We start from the raw sequence: 17,423 nt of genomic DNA on the forward strand, positions 1-17,423 counted from the left end.
CTTGTTCAATTCCTGCACCGGTTTAGCTTAACGAGTTAGTGTCATAGCCATCTTAAAATCCATCATCCAAGAAAGAATCCGGCTACAAGATAAAGTACTGCGGCTATGCCGACACCAACTGAAACAATTTTCAATTTATAGCGGGCATACTTGATAAGCGGAACATCCAGAATAGATGCAGTTGTGATTGTTGTGTCACCAAGCGGGGAGGTCATGGCACCGAATGAACCGCTGGCAAACACTGCACCAACTGTCATTGGAAGCGATGCGCCGGTAGAAGTAGCCAACGCTATTCCAAGTGGCATGAAAATCCCCCATGTTCCAAAAGAAGAACCGATGAAATAACTGACGACCGAACCGACTAAAAAGACAATTGCCGGAATGGTAAAAGCTGGCAGGAAAGAACCTAAGGTTGCCCCGATAAACCGGGAAAATCCAAGATCTTCTGCTACAAGAGAAAGTGACCATACAAGTACAAGGAGAATGATCGGTTGCATCAGCTGATTTCCACCATCATAAAAATGATACATTGTCTCACCAAGTTTTTGCTTCCTAAGCATATAGAAAATAAATGTGAGAATCAGTGTAATAAACACAGCAAGAAGAATGACAAAAGTAGCATCTGCTTTCGCAAGGGCATCAAATACCCCTGCAGCTCCCTTGTCCATGCCGTCCTGCCACAACAGGAACAATGTCAGCCCAAGCAGCAAAAACAAAGGAACAATCAAGTTCCAGGGCTGTGCTTTCACCATGGACAGTTCTTTTTTAATTCCTGTGCGGTGAAACTCCTCACCCTCTTGTTTGTTTTTCTTAACCTTCTTCTTAGGTTTTGACCAGAATGTCCAAACCAATCCAATAATCAACATAACAATCGCAAAAAAGTTAAATGGAATACTGGATAAAAATACTTGATAGGCATCAGCCTCCAGATTGTGTTTTTGAATCCCACCTTCGATTAGCGAGACCATGAACCCGACAAATGCGGTTGCAGCCGGCAGGAGCACAATCACTGAGCCTGTCGATACATCCATTGTAAAGCCGACTTTCCAGCTGGACATATTCACCTTTTTCAGCAATGTTTTGACAATAGGACCAATCATCATGATTCGGAACATTGGCATCATAAATGTAAAGGGTAGCGTTAGCCAGATTACTGCCAGGAGCCCCCGTTCAGAGCTTATTTTGTCGCCTACCCACTCTGAGAAACCTTTGACCCCTCCGGATATTTGCATCATACCTATCAGCCCGCCAAACAGGTAAAGAAAACCGATGATATTTATATTTCCCGGGTCTGATAGTGTCGTTACGATATAGTTTACTGTTTCTTTTGATCCATCAAGCATGCTGAATTCCACTAGAAATGCTCCAACAAGCAGTCCCAACACAAGTCCAGGAAGTATTTGTTTTAACCAGATAGATAGTACAATGACGATAATGAATGGAATTAAAGAAAGCCATGTCTGTTCTATAATATTGTCACCTCATCTATATGTCCTATCGTTAACATGTGCAGCATTTAGGAATTTCATACAAGGGCAATTCTCTATTATAGAAACCGAAAAGATGAGGGAAAGAAACCGTGTTTTTCTGGTTGTCCTTTTTCTATATGGCCTTATTAATAACGGTAGTCGAGGTAGAACATCGTACCAGTGGGACTTGATCTCGTTAGTTAAACTGTATATCCATAGAGACCATTCTGATTGAACTTTATTTTAAATCTATAGTCAAAAAAACATTCAAAAAGAAGAACCCATCATACAAATTTAAATTTTACATTTGTATGATAGGTTCTTCCTTAAACCATTCTTATTATATTATTTAGGTAGATTTAGTTGCCATAACGATCATTTAACCATCCGAACGAACTTTTTACTGAAACCGTAATCGTCTAATGGTATAAGTGCTTGTCCATCTCGCCCTAGCTTTTGATAAACATTGTCAAGTTCTTCTTCAGTATTACAAGTAACATATATTAAGAACGAAGGTGTAAAGGTAAACTGATGTTTTATATTACTGTCAATACACATAAATTCTTGACCTTTCAAAGTGAAAGCAGCCTGCATCACTGTCCCTTCTTCCCCAGCTTCGTTAGGTCCATAGCGAACAATTTCTGTAATCTCGGAATCCTCCATAAGAGATGTTTAAAAATTCGTTGCTTCTTCTGCTTTGCCATCTTGAAACATTAAAAATGGTGTGATTTTTCCCATGATAACTCTACTCCTTTTGTATCTATTATCTAAATTATATTCCAATCTGTATTATTATATCCATTCGTCTACTTTTCCTGTATTGTTAGTATATCAATCACACAGGATAAAATTATATCTCTAAACTAAACACTATAGCACAAGAAGGTTGCTCTTTTTAAATAATCGGGTCATTATAAATAGTTGAAGTGCTTGACCATTAAGATGTTGGTGGATCTGTTGTGACATATGTTTGTGCAATAAAATCGTGAATTGAACGCTTATCTTCTCTAACCCCTACCATAAAAGCACTTACAATCAATCCTATTCCTAATGTCAGAATATAGACAACGCCTGCTACAATATCCCTCAATACCATTGTACCAATCCCAACTTTTCTACCATCGATTCTGACAATGCGATTACCTGCCATTCTTTTTCCTAATGTGTACCCGTACCAGAAAATAGGCAATAACAAGGAATAGAGGAAACCCAATGAATCTGTGAGGTAATAATTGTCACCATCATAAAATACTCCGTATAGAAGCTTTGATAAAGTTCCTGTTACCAAAAAAATAATGATGAAGTCTAAAAATCTTGCCAGAAATCTATTCTGAAAACCCGCTGGATTTGTAATATACATCTAAACTCTCCTATCATTAAACGAAAGTTTTATTTTTTTATAATCCTTTCTTCCAAAAACCTGCCTTTTAAAGAGCTATATACAACATTAACAAAATATCCATAATATGTAATTAAAAAATCAGAATGTAAATAAGCAGATTGACTAAATGTCGATCTGCTTATTGAATTATCGCACATTTACTTTAGGTATAATTCTTCACATTATGCTTCGGTATTCTGAAAATAAAATGTGATGCTTTTTAAATTATCCTTACTCTTTTGTTTGAAAAAGTAACCTTTGCGGATGATTCTAATGCTAACAGCCTGTTAAATGACAAAAGAGAACCCTTTTTTCTTTTTTAGGTTCTCTTTAACCGTTTCTTTCCATCTCAAAATGCCTTAAATCAATTGTAAATCCTGCCTTCATTAACAAGTCTAAACCAAGTAATCCGTTTATGTCATCATATCCAAAATCATTGAAATCTACTTCAATTTTTTCAACAATAAAATCATCAATTTGAATTTGGTCTACTCGTTTCCTAAATGCGTGCTCTTTTCCACCAATTCCAAAATAAGTGACAATCCTATCATGTAAATCAACATGAAGATCAATATCTTCTACAACATCCTGAGAAATAAGGGTTCTAGCAGCCCCAGTATCTACAACCATATTTTCAATCACTTTACTTTTTCCGTTAAATGCCAGAGTAAAATCCGCTAAAAGTAATCCGTATTTATGCTTAATTTTCAAGGTAGTCAAATCTCCTTAAGCCAACATCTTGGCGGATTTCAAGTACAATACTCTCATTAGCAGTATGAAAAATGAGCTCATCACCTTTTGATTTCAACAGTTCTTTTGTTGCTAGTTGATCTGATACAGGCGTAATTACAGCCATATCTTCAACAAATTCTTGTTTATTTTTTATCTGAGACGATAACACTTTTAATTTAACAAATTGATTTGGGTACAAATTCCTAACCTCTGACCATTTCATACCTCTCACCGTCCCTTTACTTAATTTCCTCTATATACATAATAGCATTATATTCAATAAATAAATATCGTGGAAATTAACGATAGTTTCGATAATTACTTTGTTGAGCTCTTGCACCAGATCGGAGTTTAAGTGAAGTTCTTCACTAAGTAGATATAAGGAATTACTGTTTCATTACTTCCCTAATTTTTGCTGGTATCATTACAACCTCAGTCGTAAGGTCTACAGGTCTAAAGTTCGAATCTATACATTCATCCCAATATTGTAGGTGCTTTTTGTCAATCCAATTTTCGGACTCTTCAACCTCTTGACCGTTTTCTCCCTGAACAGAGCACCAATATAAATACTCATTGCCATCTAGCATTTCTCTAAAGATAGTTTCAACATACATTTTCTCATCTTCTAAAGTGATTAGAACATCCTTCATATTATCATTTAAAAACTTTAACCATTCATCCACCAATTCGGATTTGCCTTCTTTAACTCTAAACCTCGTTAACTCAACATTCATTATATTTCCCACCTTCTTATTGTACTAACCTGCCAGTTTAAGTGTAATCGCTCACAATCTTTATTTACAGTTTAACATAAACCCCCATATATCCTCTGAAAATCTAAAACAAATATAGGATTTCTTTTAAAATTTAAAATATAAATTAACAATCGTTTTAACACATTAATTAGCAATATAAAGATTTATGTACTCTTGCTAAAATGAATGTGATTTACTTTACCAAATGCTGTGTTAAACAATATATACCCAGATATGCCAATAAAGATTGAACACTAATCACGATTATTGTTTTCTCCTCGACAACTGAAACAGGAGGTCCTTTTTTGTTCAGTTCCTGTGTCAAAGCGCAGTAAAATGATCGATTCTTCCTTAATCCAACTCAGGCATAAACCGATTCGCCTCTAAGCTTTTCTTGTCATAATCATTTATCCCGATTCATACATATAATTTAGTGAGCTTAACATCAAGATTTTCAGCAGAATTGAGGAATGTTTTATGGCTGTTGTTGCACATACAGAAAAGGATATTGACTTATTGGCAAGGTTAATGCGTGCTGAAGCTGAGGGTGAAGGACAATTAGGTATGCTGATGGTTGGAAATACAGGGGTAAACCGGGTTATTGCAGATTGCCTGGATTTCACTGAAATTCGAAATATTAATGATATGGTTTTTCAAAGCCCCGGGGGATTTGAGGCAACACAAAAAGGATATTTCTATCAGCGAGCCAGGGAGGTTGATAAACGGTTGGCACGCAGAACTATACAAGGTGAGCGTCAGCATCCGGCTTCCAATTCATTGTGGTTCTTTATGCCCGCGGGCAGTTGTCCTGCACAATGGTATAACCAATGGAATACGGGCAGATATAAATCACATTGTTTCTATGCACCATCTTCCGCTGACTGTCCTGCAGTTTTTCGGTAAAAATTCGTTATCAAGCATTTAATTTAGGAGGTTTTTTAATGAGCGAAAAGCAAGAAAATGTAAATAATCAATTTGCAAATCCATATCAGGCATATCCATACTATTATTACCCACAATCGTCACCAGCATATTATCCGATGTATAACACGAGACAGCAATTTCCGCCACAGACACAGCAGCAAAACCAGCAGGCACCTGTTGCCAATGACCAAAATATGCTTCCAATCCAGGAATCATACATTGAAAACATTTTACGTTTGAATAGAGGCAAGCAAGCTACTGTTTATATGACATTTGAAAATAATGACCAATGGAATGCACAAATTTTCAAAGGAGTTATTGAGGCTGCTGGTAGGGACCATATTATTATCAGTGACCCACAGACAGGCAAAAGATATTTATTGTTAATGATATACCTTGATTACGTAACCTTTGATGAAGAAATAAATTATTCCTATCCATATGGCTCCAATTCTCAAATGTCGATGTACTCACCTAGGTAAAACCTGTCGGGTAACCGCTGTCCCTATTTTCCAAAAAAGCTACCTTATTAAAAGGATGACACATATACCAAGCTTGTGTCATCCTTTTCTCACATTATAATAACAGCATGAAGAGAGGCGATCACATGAGACACCCCTTTGAAAAATTCATCCGATTGGAGCTTTTATCCATTGTCTGTGTGATTCTATTTGGATTAATCGCACTCATTCAAGGCTATCTGTTATTAATTTTCCTGAGCCTTTATTTGCTGGCAATTGGGCTGCTTTGTAATGCGATGATTGAATGGTATACACACCAATCAGCCAGTGCCGGAAAACAAGTCCTCCGGGCAATTATGATCTTTCTTTTTACTACTTATCTGATGTTTCTACTATAAGAGATCATTATAAGTCTATAAATGTTTTGCCACTGCGGTACCAAGTAATACCCAGCCAATCAAAAACGCCACACCGCCAAGTGGTGTAATCATGGCAAATGTCTTAATTGCTGTAGTCGAATAAATATATAGACTGCCTGAAAATAAAATAATCCCAATAAAGAACATCCAGCCGGCCCATACGAGACTGCCACCAGTGACCTTCGCAATGAGTAAGCCAGTTACAAGCAATGCCATGGTATGAAACATTTGATAGTTCACTGCTTTATCCCATGTTCCTAATGCCTTCTCCGATATTTTCCCTTCCAATCCATGTGCACCAAATGCACCCAGTGCAACTGCAAGAAATCCATTTATTACGCCTAAAAGTAAAAATAACTTCATTTTTTTCCACCTCACCGGTTAAAAGTCAAAAAGTGAATCACCATTTGCCTCATCATGATTAATTATTGATTTTTTATCTTTGTCCTGCTTCACCGGATTTGTCTGAGCGCCGATCATTGCCTTCATTTCCTCCGGTGAAATTTCATTTGCATCAACTGTAGAGTCATCTACAAATAAATCACATAATAAACGCACATTTTCAATATGCTTTATCATTTTCACCTGGTCTGTTGAATTCGCTTTTGCCTGATTTAATTCATTGATCATTTTTTGGATGATTGTATCATTTGTCACCGCCACCTGCGATCACTCCTTATACCTTTATTCGGCAAATTCAAGTATACCATTAGTTTACTATGATAAAAATTAAAAAAGCCCAAGGGCGCCCCAGGACTTTTTACTACATTTTTTTTAGAAAACTTGGCTTATCGCCAGGCCTTAATGTCGGGATAGAAAACAGGCGCGCGCGTTCAAAGTTTCTTTAAACCACGTTTCCTGTAGCCCCCCTACGATCCCGGACGGTCGGATTTCCCGAGTCCGGTTCTGACCTTGGGTTTTCTTCACTTATGCCTTCCCGGACAATTGTAAAGTTAAATGTTGATACACATATACGCCCATCAGTTGTTGGTTTACATTAAGTGTCATCCGTTATTTTAATTTCAAGCTTAGAATCCTGAAAATGCAAACTCTGTGTTTTGCTTTTGTAGGATACCCAAGTGCCCAGAGGTCCTTTGCCCATTCATAGGTGTTACCTTGATGGAGTGCGATTTACTCACACTTAAGAAGACATTACTCTTCTCTCATTGCTCATACGACCTCATGCGCCAGTCCTAAATCTTCCGGCTACTTTCGGTGTTAACTTATATAGCCGGTCTTTACTGTTCAGTATCATCCCAGCTTGAAGTAGGACCTTCCCGTCGTTATCTCTAAGAATCTTTCCCTTGATGCCAAAACCCATATCCCGGCTACTCCTATGGTGTTTATTGCCGTTTCTTCCCATAGAACAACGGTCTTCCCTATTTCGCCAGTAGGTCGACGTTTAGCAAAACCCCTTCAACAGCTTCTGAAGGGCTAAGTTTTCGGGACTGCAGTATTCGTTAAAGCCTTTTGGCCTCATGGTTTGCTCGCCGCACAGACTGTTCTGACATTAACTTCTCAGAGTAAGTTAAGCCTACTGCGACTTTTACTTCCGAGCAGAACACAGTTCGTTACCTCACTGTGCATCGGATATGCTAATCACCCGATTCGGCAAACTGGTGATAGGAGACTTCCACTCCTTTAGATTCATAGCCTTGACGGCTGCTCCGGCGAAAGCCTTAGTTACACTTATACTGATTTCCTAAAAATGTTATACTTTCCTATCAGTGTAAAAATTAAACTTATGTTCTAATATCGGCTCTTCTACCCAAGAGCCCAATAATCAGAGCAACTATAAATGCACCAATAACTGCCGGCAGTACATAATAGTCACCTATTGTCGGACCCAGCTCCCGTATCAGCACATCTCCTATCCATGCCCCTAATAAACCGGCGATAATGGCACCAAACCAGCCACCTGCGATTTTAAAGCCGAATAGTGCTGCAACAATTAATCCGACAATGATTGCCACAATTACATACAGTAAAAACTGTATCATATGTGCTTCCTCCTCTATACCTTGGAATACTCGTAGATCTCCCCTTTTTCTTCTTCATAGCGTTTATACATCCATTGCAAAAATTCCACTTCATTTTCCTGCAACTGTCTGCCAAGCTTTTTTTCTGTATCTTCACATACCTGCAAAAGGCTCTCCATAACGCTAAGATCCCCCCCTAAAGTGGATGTTCTATACTAAATGTAAGTATTCTCGAATTTTATATTTCCATTGTACCGTGATTTGCCGGGAGAATCAACGAAAATTAGAAAAATAAGCTGAATTTACAGATAACTACTTTCTTTGACAGAATTTCCTAGTTCAAAACGACATTATTCAGTATAAGCATAATCTTTTAATCCAACTACTTTATTAAACTGATCCTTAAAAACAATATGTTCCCTGGTTAATTTAGTAGGTGAATCGACTCCCGCAACCGCAGCCATTTCAAAAAGCCCTTCCCTGAGTGAAAGCAGGTAATTACATACACGGTACCTCTTTTCTTCAACACTCAAAGCCTTTTGCAATTTCGGGTCAGTAGTTGCTACACCTACGGGGCAATTATTTGTATGACAAACCTGAGCCATAATACAGCCGACACTCAGCATAAACCCTCTTGCAATATTGATCATGTCAGCACCTAAGGCTAAAGCAAGTGCTATTTTGTCAGGTGTTAATAATTTCCCTGAGGCGATAATATGAGTTCGGTCACGCAAGCCATATTTCCTTAAGCTTTCATCAACCATTGGCAATGCTGCAAACGTTGGCAAACCTACTGATTCAGCTAATTCATAAAATGATGCGCCTGTACCGCCATTTCCGCCATCAACTGTAATAAAGTCCGGAACGATATCGATTTCTTTCATTGTTTTTATATAATCTTCAATCTGTATTTCATTTCCGACAACAATTTTCGTCCCAACAGGTTTATCTCCAATATCACGCATTTTATCCAAAAATTCCAGCAATCCTTTTGCATCTGAGAATTCATGGAAACGATTAGGACTATTAATATCCTTCCATGGCTCCAAATTTCTAATTTCTGCAATTTCTTCGGTTACTTTGCTTCCATCTACATGTCCACCACGGGTTTTTGCTCCTTGTGCAAGCTTCAATTCAAATGCTTTAATCCCCTTATTCTCACTCTTCTTTTTAAACTCACTCCATGAAAATTCACCATCTCTTGTTCGAACACCATAAAGACCTGGACTTACTTGCAAAATAATATCCACATTCCCTTTTTGGTGGTAGTCTGATATACTTCCCTCCCCTGTATTCATCCAGGTTCCACCTGCCATGCCAAGCCCTTTGGATAATGCAGTAATAGCATGGTCTCCAAGTGAGCCAAAACTCATTGCAGATTGTCCGATCAATCCTTTTATTTTAAACGGCTTTTTCACTGTGTTTTTTTCCAAGAATAATGGCTTCATAATCCGTTAAATAAAATGGTTTGAGTGAAGCATCCTCATGATGTTCTTTCCGACTGATTAATTTTTCGTTATCAATCTTATAAAGCTTTGTTTTAATTTCCGAATCCTGATCAATTTTCATTTCCTCATGCTGTTTTGGAAACATATGATTAGCAATATAAAATCCATCTTCATCAAAATTACGCTCAGATCCGTATCCCATCATCCGATCATTATATTTTCCCGCTTTATAAACAAATTCAAATTCCCTGCGATTAAAGGGTTTTCCTTCATTATCATTATTAAATAAATATTGACGCAGTTCAGGACCCACCTTCTCCACGATATAGCGAACTTTTCCTAGCAACGGATAATTGCGCAAAATAGAATGCTCCTGTTGTTTCGTATCCTGAATATATATACGGATAAATAAAATTAATGGCAGGATAACTACTATTCCTACAATCGATAACAACGCAATCAATAGCCATATTTCCATTTTTTATCACCCTTTCTGTCATAATAAATATGGTAGGTATACAAGCAGAATAATTACTACCCATATGACATCAACGAAGTGCCAGTAGTAGGAAAATATCTTGTGTTTTTCTCTAAATAAGGACATGGGTATTTTCCTCATGTAATGGATGAACAACACAATCATCCAACCGATCCCAAAGGCTACATGGGCTGCGTGGAGTCCAACCAACACATAGAAGGAAGACATAAAAACATTTACGCTAATTCCATAACCATCACTGACAAACGTATAAAACTCATGAATTTCCAAGCCAAGAAAGATCATGGCAAATAATAGAGTTATTGCAAACCAGGTGATAAATTTTCTTTGATTATTTTTTGCCAGACCCTTTTCAGCAGCTATTAATGTTCCACTGCTCGACAACAGAAAGAAGGAGGATAAAATCACACTGACAGCTTTGAAAACTTCTGTTGGATGTGGTCCTTGTTCGGCTGGTGTAAATATCAAATAGGTAGCAAACAATACGGTAAACATTATTGCCTCAGCGCCCAAATAAATCAAGAAGCCTATTTGCTTATCCTTAAACAAAGCTGATTCATAGTCATTCATAAGAATCCTCCTTCCCATACACATGCTCACGTTCATCCGTAAACGAACGAACAATGAATAGACCTAAGACGCCTATTCCACCCACAATAGCCAGCCAATACAAGGAAAAAGTTAATCCAAGACTTAGTAAAAATAAAGCCATTGCCATCGAAATCGGGATAAAGGATTCTGTTTCGATTGGAGCAGGTCGTGTACTTGTTGTTGTGCGTAAAGATCTATTTTCCAACTTTGTATACCATAGAGGATCTATTTCCTTAACTATTGGCATTGGATCAAATGTCTGAACAGGTGCAGGTGATGGCACATACCATTCCAACGTTCTACCATCCCACGGGTCATTGCCCACTTTTTTACCGTTTGTATGTGTCTTATATACATTCCATACAAGAAATAACATGCTGATCCCCATTAGAAATGCACCAATTGTACTTGTGAAATTCAGAAGGAAAATCCCATCTGCCTCTGTATACGTATATACACGACGTGGCACGCCTTCAAGACCTGTTATATGCATAGGGAAAAACGTTAAATGAAACCCAATAAGAAATGTCCAAAAATGCCATCTCCCCAATTTTTCACCCAATACAAATCCGGTAATTTTTGGATACCAATAATAAAGCCCTGCAAAAATCCCAAAAATCGTTGAAGCAATAATGACATAATGAAAATGTGCTACAACAAAGTGTGTATCATGAAATTGAAAATTTGCAGCAGAGACGGAAAGCATAACACCGGTAACTCCCCCCATAACAAAAGAAGGAATAAATCCTAATGCAAATAACATTGGTGTCGTAAATCGAACCACACCGCCCCGAATTGTAAATAACCAATTAAATACCTTTATTCCGGTTGGTACAGCTATAGCCATTGTTGTTATCGCAAAAAATGTGTTCGCCATCGGACCAAGCCCAACCGTAAACATATGATGTGCCCAGACCATAAATCCTAAAAAGCCAATTAATGCGATAGATATTACCATAATGGGATAACCAAAAATGACCTTTTTCGAAAAGGTTGAAATAATATCGGAAAAAACACCAAATGCCGGCAATGCCAGAATATAAACTTCCGGATGGCCAAAAATCCAAAATAAATGTTGCCAAAAGACAGGATCCCCTTCACTTCCTGAGAAAAACCCTGTTCCAAATTGCCGATCAAACATAAGTAAGTAAAGAGCAATTGCCAGTACTGAAAATGCAATGATAATAAGTAAAGAAGTAATCAAGGTTGCCCAGGCAAATAAGGGCATTCTTGTCATCTTCATACCAGGCGCACGATGCCTGATAATCGTTACAATCAGGTTAAGTGCTGTAAAGATCGTACCAAGCCCGGATATTTGCAGGCCAAATACATAAAAATCAGTACCTGCCCCTGGTGTAAATTGTTCTGTTGATAATGGGGCATAGCCTGTCCACCCTATCTCCGGAGTCATATTAATAAAGAATGAGACATTAAAGAAGACAGATCCTGCAAAGAACAGCCAGAATCCAACCGCATTTAAAAATGGAAATGCCAGATCCCTTGCACCAATTTGCAATGGGACAACGACATTCATCAATCCAAGCAATAAAGGCATTGCCACAAAAAATATCATTAATGTGCCATGTGTTGTAAATACTTCATTATACTTTTCACCCTGAAACACCCAAAAGTCGTTATTCGGAAATGCCAGTTGCGCACGAATAAACAGCGCATCCACCCCAGCTCTAAAAAAGTAAACAATCCCAAATAAAATGTATAACGTTCCTATTTTTCGATGGTTTGTTGTTTTAACATAATCAAAAATGAGTCCAACTTTTTTCTTTTTAAGTATAAATAAACCAATTGGAATTGCCATAAGTATTGTGAAAACCCATGCAGCCATGACATCTGTTGGTACAAATAGTGTATCTCCAAATAATGGTATATCCATTTCTGTTCACCTCTTCTTAACAAATAGACAGTCTAATCTTCATTCACATACCGCTCATAGTCCTCGATTGATACCACATTTGCTTCAAAAGTCATTTTGGCATGTTGAATTCCACAATACTCCGCACATTTACCTTGATATGTGCCTATTTCGGGATTCTCGATAACATAAACCAGCTCTTCCCCCGGCAGCACGTCAACTTTCCCGCCTAAATGCGGCACCCAGAATGAGTGGATCACATCCTTGGAGTTTAAGTGCAGGATAATCGATTCTCCTTCAGGAATAACCAAATCATTTTGCACTTCCTTGCCAGTTTCATGTTCAAAGGTCCAGGAAAATTGCTGTGCAGTCACATAAATATGTGTACCTTCATGATCTGACTGGTCACCTGCTACCGGCGATTGTTCATATGTAATTGCAATTGTTGGGACCGCTAAAACAGCCAATAGCAGAATTGGGAGAATGATCCACGTTGCTTCCAGTTTTTTATTTCCTTTAACATCCTTAGGCATAAAATCCTTTTTATTGTCTGTATACCTGTATTTATATACAAATCTCACAAATAAAACAAAGACCGTTAAAACAACGATCATCATCAGCCAAAAGCTAAAAACTATTAAAAAAGCCTGATCACTCGCTGTTTCGCTCTTTGGTTCCAGAACTGCAATATTGCATCCTGTCAACAGTAATAGGCTCAGCAGTAGTCCTAATTTTTTCATCGTTGTTCGCAACCTTTTTAAAATAGTAGTTGTTTTGCCATTTCCCGAACGAAGTCGGCTATAAACATTTTCGGGGTGGTGTATCTAGTTGCAAGGCGATATATTCTGCACTCCGGGGGGTATTTTCTCTCCGGGCGATATTTCTGCGCTCCGGATGATATATTTTCCCTCCGGACGATATTTCTGCGCTCCCGCTGATATATTTCCCCTCCGGACGATATTTCTGTGCTCCAGATGATATATTTCCCCTCCGGACGATATTTCTGTGCTCCGGACGATAAACTTGGCATTCGCCATGCCTTAGCTCCACTTATGCAGAAAGAAATATGGATTTAATAAAAAAAGTGAACCATTTTACAGGTCCACTCTTTCATGTATTATTCTTTTTCGTTTAATTTTTCTTCCAACTCTGTAATGCGTGCTCTAAGTTCATTAATGTCTTCCTTTGTTGCGACGCCCATGTCTTTTGCCATTTTTTGTGTTTGTTCGAATTGCTTTGTGCTCCATTCGTCTTTTTTCATTTCACCTTTTTCAACAAATTTCTGCATGACAGATCTTGCCTGGTCTGATGTAAGTTCATTTTTATCAACTAATTCCTGCAGCTTTTGATCAAACTTTTCCTTACTGCTGACTGCAGCACCAAGCCCCAGCAAGAATCCTTTTTTGAGAATTTCATTCATCTCCAACACCCCCTCACATTCTATTCCTAATCATACGAAAATGCTTAAACAGGATAATACTTATTATAACAATAAATATGACTGTTATTACGGAAGCAATTATTATCATACCTGGTAGACTGAGGATCAATCCATAACTTACTGTTCCAATTCCTATTACTACCATAATAAATGAAATCACCTCAAGGAGTAAATAAAAGTGATGCTTGAATTTCATCTGCTGCTTTTCTTTCTCCCATTGTCTATCCTTTTCCCCACTCTCCAGCCAATTTAACATCGCCCGCGGAAATGATAATAGCGGTTCTACCGTTTCTTTTGCATATTGTTTATAAAAAATCTCCACTAAATTTTTACTCCCAAACCATTTCTTTATTTTTGGTTTGGCCCATGCTTCCATATCGATATCAGGATATATCGCAAATAAAATCCCAACCACAATCGATATTGCTCTTCCTAAATAGGCATAATCTGCGGGCAATTGGATTGGTTGATTTTTTACAAGACTGATTATTTCTTCTTTCAATTGATCCAATGTTTGTGCATCCATATTATTAAATGACCCATTCTGATACATTTCCAGTGTTTGCTTCATTGTTTTTTTTAGGTTCTTTTTATTTGCATTTGGCAGGATAAAATTCATTTCATCCAAAGCTTCAAATACAATATCATAATTATCTATAATTAACCCTTGGACAAACAGTTTAAAATAATGCGTGTCCTGCTTCGTTATCTCCCGAACCATCCCAAAATCAATAATCCCAATCCTGCCATCTTTTTTAATTAAAACATTTCCTGCATGGGGATCTGCATGGAATTTACCGACATTTAAAAACTGATCCAGATAAAAATCAAACAAGTTCTTTGCTGTTTGCTCCACATTGATATGATGCCTTTTCATAAATTTCAAATCCGTAATTTTCGTTCCATCTATCCATTCCATTACTAGTACTTTTTTTGTACTCAATTCATTATAGTAGGAAGGAATATGTATGGATTCATTATCTTTATAACGTTCTTTGAAATATTCTCCGAAGCCTAATTCCTTTTCAAAATCCAGTTCCCTGTCCATCACATATATAAGCTCACGGTAAAGTGCTTTCAAATCTGCTGTTTTACCAAATGAAGTAAAGACAGATAAAATCCAGAAAACAATATTTAATGCTCTAAAATCCTTATGAAAGATCTCCTGAATCCGATAACGCTGTACTTTAATCGCAACATGTGTCCCATCCTTTAATATTGCCCGGTAAACCTCACCAATGGAAGCGGAAGCAATGGAAGACTTTTCTATTACCTTTAGATGGTCATAAATTTCCGTGCCCCATTCCTTTTCCAGTAAAAATTTGGCATAATTGAATTCCATTGGCGGTACACGATCCACTAATCCAGTAAGCTCTTTAATAAAAACATCAGGCATAAAATCAGTTCTTGTACTCAGGAATTGGCCTACTTTAATTAAAACGCCACCTAGTCTTACAGCCTTTATTCGATATTCCTTTGCCAATTTCACTAATAGTTTATCCCATTTTTTCTTTGTTCTTTCATCCCAGATACGATGACGAAAGTGAAATAAAGCTATTTGAAAAATAAATTTCACCGCCAGCCAAACAATAACGGTGCAACGATAAATCAGACTATATTTTAAAGAATTCCTCACAAATAACACCTCATCATACTTTACCCTATCATAATTTTATTATAACACTTTATAATTTCCGTAAAATAATATACATCTATCTATTCTTCCATTATAATAGGTGAATATAGAATCATCAGGAGGTACATATGAAACATAATTATTCTATAGCTGATCATATAAAATTCATTATCCCATCATTACTAGGGATATTTTTATTCATGTCTCCCGTGAAAACAGATAATGGATTCACCATACCAATTGCGCTTTTAGCAGAATGGGTTCAGGTCCTACTCGCAAATCAGCTGTCAGCCATCATGACATTTATCATTTTAATTACTGCTGTTTTTACAGTATTAGCCAAGTTCTTAGGGAAAAATGCATTTTCAAAAACTCCCTTTTTCCAAAAACTATTTTATGTTAGTGGATTTTGGACTGTAACAAGAGTAGTTGCAGCCGTGTTTGCGATAATGGTCTATTTCGAATTAGGTCCTGAAGCAATTCATGGTGAAGTAACCGGACAAACACTTATGGGATTATTGCATGTATTGTTTTCTGTCTTTTTATTCGCTGGACTATTTTTGCCATTGTTAATGAACTTTGGTTTACTTGAGCTTTTTGGAACATTAATGACAAAAATAATGAGGCCATTATTCAAGCTGCCTGGACGTTCATCAATTGATGCTTTGGCATCCTGGATTGGTGACGGCACAATTGGCGTGCTTTTAACAAGTAAACAATATGAGGATGGCTATTATACAAAAAGAGAAGCAGCTGTTATTGGGACAACATTCTCGATCGTTTCCATTACATTTACACTGGTTATTATTACAGAGGTAGGCCTTGAGCATATGTTTGTTCCTTTTTATGCAACTGTCTTTGTAGCCGGGTTGGTTGCTGCATTAATTATGCCGCGGATTCCGCCACTTTCAAGAAAAGCAGACACTTATATAACAGATTCAACTGGGGTAGATGAAAAGATTCCTGAGGAACATAATGTCTTTTCATATGGCTATCAAAAAGCATTGGATCGTGGAAAAAAAGAATCAAGTGTTTATAAGTTCGCTAAGGAAGGCGGACAAAATATTTTAGATATGTGGATGGGTGTTGCACCTGTTGTTATGGCATTTGGGTTGGTTGCTTTGATTATCGCTGAATTTACACCAGTGTTTCAATGGCTGGGAATGCCATTTATCCCATTATTGGAATTGATGCAAATACCGCATGCCGCTGCTGCTTCCGAAACAATTTTAATCGGCTTTGCGGATATGTTCCTGCCGGCTATTATCGGTGCATCAATCGAGGCGGAAATTACCAGGTTTATCATCGCAGCACTATCCGTCACACAGTTAATCTACATGTCTGAGGTCGGTGGATTGCTTTTAGGTTCAAAAGTTCCCGTGTCGTTTATAGATTTATTTATTATATTCCTGCTGCGTACACTCATAACACTACCAGTCATTACACTGATTGCACATATGATATTTTGAATTTGAGAAGGTTGTTAGTGACACAAAAGATATTTAAGAGGACGCTTGGGCGCATAGCAACTTTTTATGTGACCGTTTGTGCTCGTTTCGACTTCGTTTGGGCATATAGATGCGTTCTATGTGACCGTTCGCGCCTGTTTCGACTTCGATTGGGCATATAGATGCATTCTATGTGACTGTTCGCGCCTGTTTCGACTTCGATTGGGCATATAGATGCGTTCTATGTGACCGTTTGTGCCTGTTTCGACTTCATTTGGGCATATAGATGCATTCTATCCTAAGATCCACACAGCGCATTTCTGGATTTGTATCTTGTGTCGCATATTACATTCACTGCAAACAAAGATCA

General features: G+C 37.6%; 18 protein-coding genes and 2 pseudogenes. 4 read left to right on the forward strand and 16 right to left on the reverse strand.

All coding sequences use genetic code 11. From position 1 onward, the window contains the following. Positions 1-62 precede the first annotated feature (62 nt). From CIL05_RS01760 to CIL05_RS01785, 6 genes and pseudogenes are all read right to left on the reverse strand, one after another. Positions 63-1,469: a Na+/H+ antiporter NhaC family protein gene (locus tag CIL05_RS01760; protein WP_095653776.1), complete on the reverse strand. Its 1,407-nt coding sequence runs from the start codon at positions 1,467-1,469 to the stop codon at positions 63-65. Positions 1,470-1,828: 359 nt separating this feature from the next. Next, positions 1,829-2,207, reverse strand: a pseudogene (locus CIL05_RS01765) (VOC family protein). Between the two features lie 199 nt (positions 2,208-2,406). Continuing rightward, positions 2,407-2,829: an RDD family protein gene (locus tag CIL05_RS01770; protein WP_095653777.1), complete on the reverse strand. Its 423-nt coding sequence runs from the start codon at positions 2,827-2,829 to the stop codon at positions 2,407-2,409. Between the two features lie 351 nt (positions 2,830-3,180). Next, a complete protein-coding gene (locus tag CIL05_RS01775; protein WP_095653778.1) occupies positions 3,181-3,561 on the reverse strand; it encodes a retropepsin-like aspartic protease in 381 nt (126 codons plus the stop codon). Then, positions 3,551-3,805, reverse strand: a complete 255-nt coding sequence (locus tag CIL05_RS01780) for a hypothetical protein (protein ID WP_095653779.1) — start codon at positions 3,803-3,805, stop codon at positions 3,551-3,553. The genes CIL05_RS01775 and CIL05_RS01780 overlap by 11 nt, the downstream gene beginning before the upstream one ends. Before the next feature lie 163 nt (positions 3,806-3,968). Beyond that, the gene (locus CIL05_RS01785; protein ID WP_095653780.1) at positions 3,969-4,316 is read right to left on the reverse strand and encodes a DUF6176 family protein; all 348 of its coding nucleotides are present in this window, start codon (positions 4,314-4,316) and stop codon (positions 3,969-3,971) included. 498 nt (positions 4,317-4,814) lie between these two features. Between CIL05_RS01785 and CIL05_RS01790 the strand changes: the two genes are divergently transcribed. From CIL05_RS01790 to CIL05_RS01800, 3 genes are all read left to right on the forward strand, one after another. After that, positions 4,815-5,240, forward strand: a complete 426-nt coding sequence (locus tag CIL05_RS01790; protein ID WP_095653781.1) for a cell wall hydrolase — start codon at positions 4,815-4,817, stop codon at positions 5,238-5,240. Positions 5,241-5,278: 38 nt separating this feature from the next. Continuing rightward, a complete protein-coding gene (gene gerQ, locus CIL05_RS01795) occupies positions 5,279-5,743 on the forward strand; it encodes a spore coat protein GerQ (protein WP_095653782.1) in 465 nt (154 codons plus the stop codon). Positions 5,744-5,868: 125 nt separating this feature from the next. Further along, the gene (locus CIL05_RS01800) at positions 5,869-6,120 is read left to right on the forward strand and encodes a hypothetical protein (RefSeq protein WP_095653783.1); all 252 of its coding nucleotides are present in this window, start codon (positions 5,869-5,871) and stop codon (positions 6,118-6,120) included. Positions 6,121-6,135: 15 nt separating this feature from the next. On the opposite strand, the gene CIL05_RS01805 is transcribed toward CIL05_RS01800, so the two are convergent. The 10 genes and pseudogenes from CIL05_RS01805 to CIL05_RS01850 form a co-directional block, all read right to left on the reverse strand. Then, a complete protein-coding gene (locus CIL05_RS01805) occupies positions 6,136-6,504 on the reverse strand; it encodes a DUF423 domain-containing protein (RefSeq protein WP_095653784.1) in 369 nt (122 codons plus the stop codon). An 18-nt stretch (positions 6,505-6,522) separates the two neighbouring features. Further along, the gene (locus tag CIL05_RS01810) at positions 6,523-6,804 is read right to left on the reverse strand and encodes a YwdI family protein (RefSeq protein WP_095653785.1); all 282 of its coding nucleotides are present in this window, start codon (positions 6,802-6,804) and stop codon (positions 6,523-6,525) included. Positions 6,805-7,883: 1,079 nt separating this feature from the next. Beyond that, positions 7,884-8,141 carry a GlsB/YeaQ/YmgE family stress response membrane protein gene (locus tag CIL05_RS01815; protein ID WP_095653786.1) on the reverse strand — a complete coding sequence of 86 codons (258 nt, stop codon included), beginning with the start codon at positions 8,139-8,141 and terminating at the stop codon, positions 7,884-7,886. A 14-nt stretch (positions 8,142-8,155) separates the two neighbouring features. Beyond that, positions 8,156-8,299, reverse strand: coding sequence for a hypothetical protein (locus tag CIL05_RS22010; RefSeq protein WP_165769018.1), 144 nt, complete (start codon positions 8,297-8,299; stop codon positions 8,156-8,158). Between the two features lie 171 nt (positions 8,300-8,470). Continuing rightward, positions 8,471-10,046, reverse strand: a pseudogene (locus CIL05_RS01820) (FMN-binding glutamate synthase family protein). Positions 10,047-10,064: 18 nt separating this feature from the next. After that, positions 10,065-10,637: a cytochrome c oxidase subunit 3 gene (locus CIL05_RS01825; RefSeq protein WP_095653787.1), complete on the reverse strand. Its 573-nt coding sequence runs from the start codon at positions 10,635-10,637 to the stop codon at positions 10,065-10,067. Continuing rightward, on the reverse strand, positions 10,630-12,549 hold the full coding sequence (locus CIL05_RS01830) for a cytochrome c oxidase subunit I (protein ID WP_095653788.1): 1,920 nt from the start codon (positions 12,547-12,549) through the stop codon (positions 10,630-10,632). The genes CIL05_RS01825 and CIL05_RS01830 overlap by 8 nt, the downstream gene beginning before the upstream one ends. Positions 12,550-12,581: 32 nt before the next feature. Beyond that, positions 12,582-13,268: a cytochrome c oxidase subunit II gene (gene coxB / locus CIL05_RS01835; protein ID WP_095653789.1), complete on the reverse strand. Its 687-nt coding sequence runs from the start codon at positions 13,266-13,268 to the stop codon at positions 12,582-12,584. A gap of 377 nt (positions 13,269-13,645) precedes the next feature. Next, on the reverse strand, positions 13,646-13,948 hold the full coding sequence (locus CIL05_RS01845) for a phasin family protein (protein WP_095653791.1): 303 nt from the start codon (positions 13,946-13,948) through the stop codon (positions 13,646-13,648). Between the two features lie 13 nt (positions 13,949-13,961). Further along, the gene (locus CIL05_RS01850) at positions 13,962-15,605 is read right to left on the reverse strand and encodes an ABC1 kinase family protein (protein WP_095653792.1); all 1,644 of its coding nucleotides are present in this window, start codon (positions 15,603-15,605) and stop codon (positions 13,962-13,964) included. Between the two features lie 128 nt (positions 15,606-15,733). Here CIL05_RS01850 and CIL05_RS01855 point away from each other — a divergent pair, with 128 nt between their 5' ends. Then, positions 15,734-17,074 (forward strand): YjiH family protein, encoded by a 1,341-nt coding sequence (locus CIL05_RS01855; RefSeq protein WP_095653793.1) that lies wholly within the window; start codon positions 15,734-15,736, stop codon positions 17,072-17,074. Positions 17,075-17,423 lie beyond the last annotated feature (349 nt).

It is taken from the genome of Virgibacillus profundi, from assembly GCF_002287375.1.
Taxonomy (GTDB): Bacteria; Bacillota; Bacilli; order Bacillales; family Amphibacillaceae; genus Virgibacillus_K; species Virgibacillus_K profundi.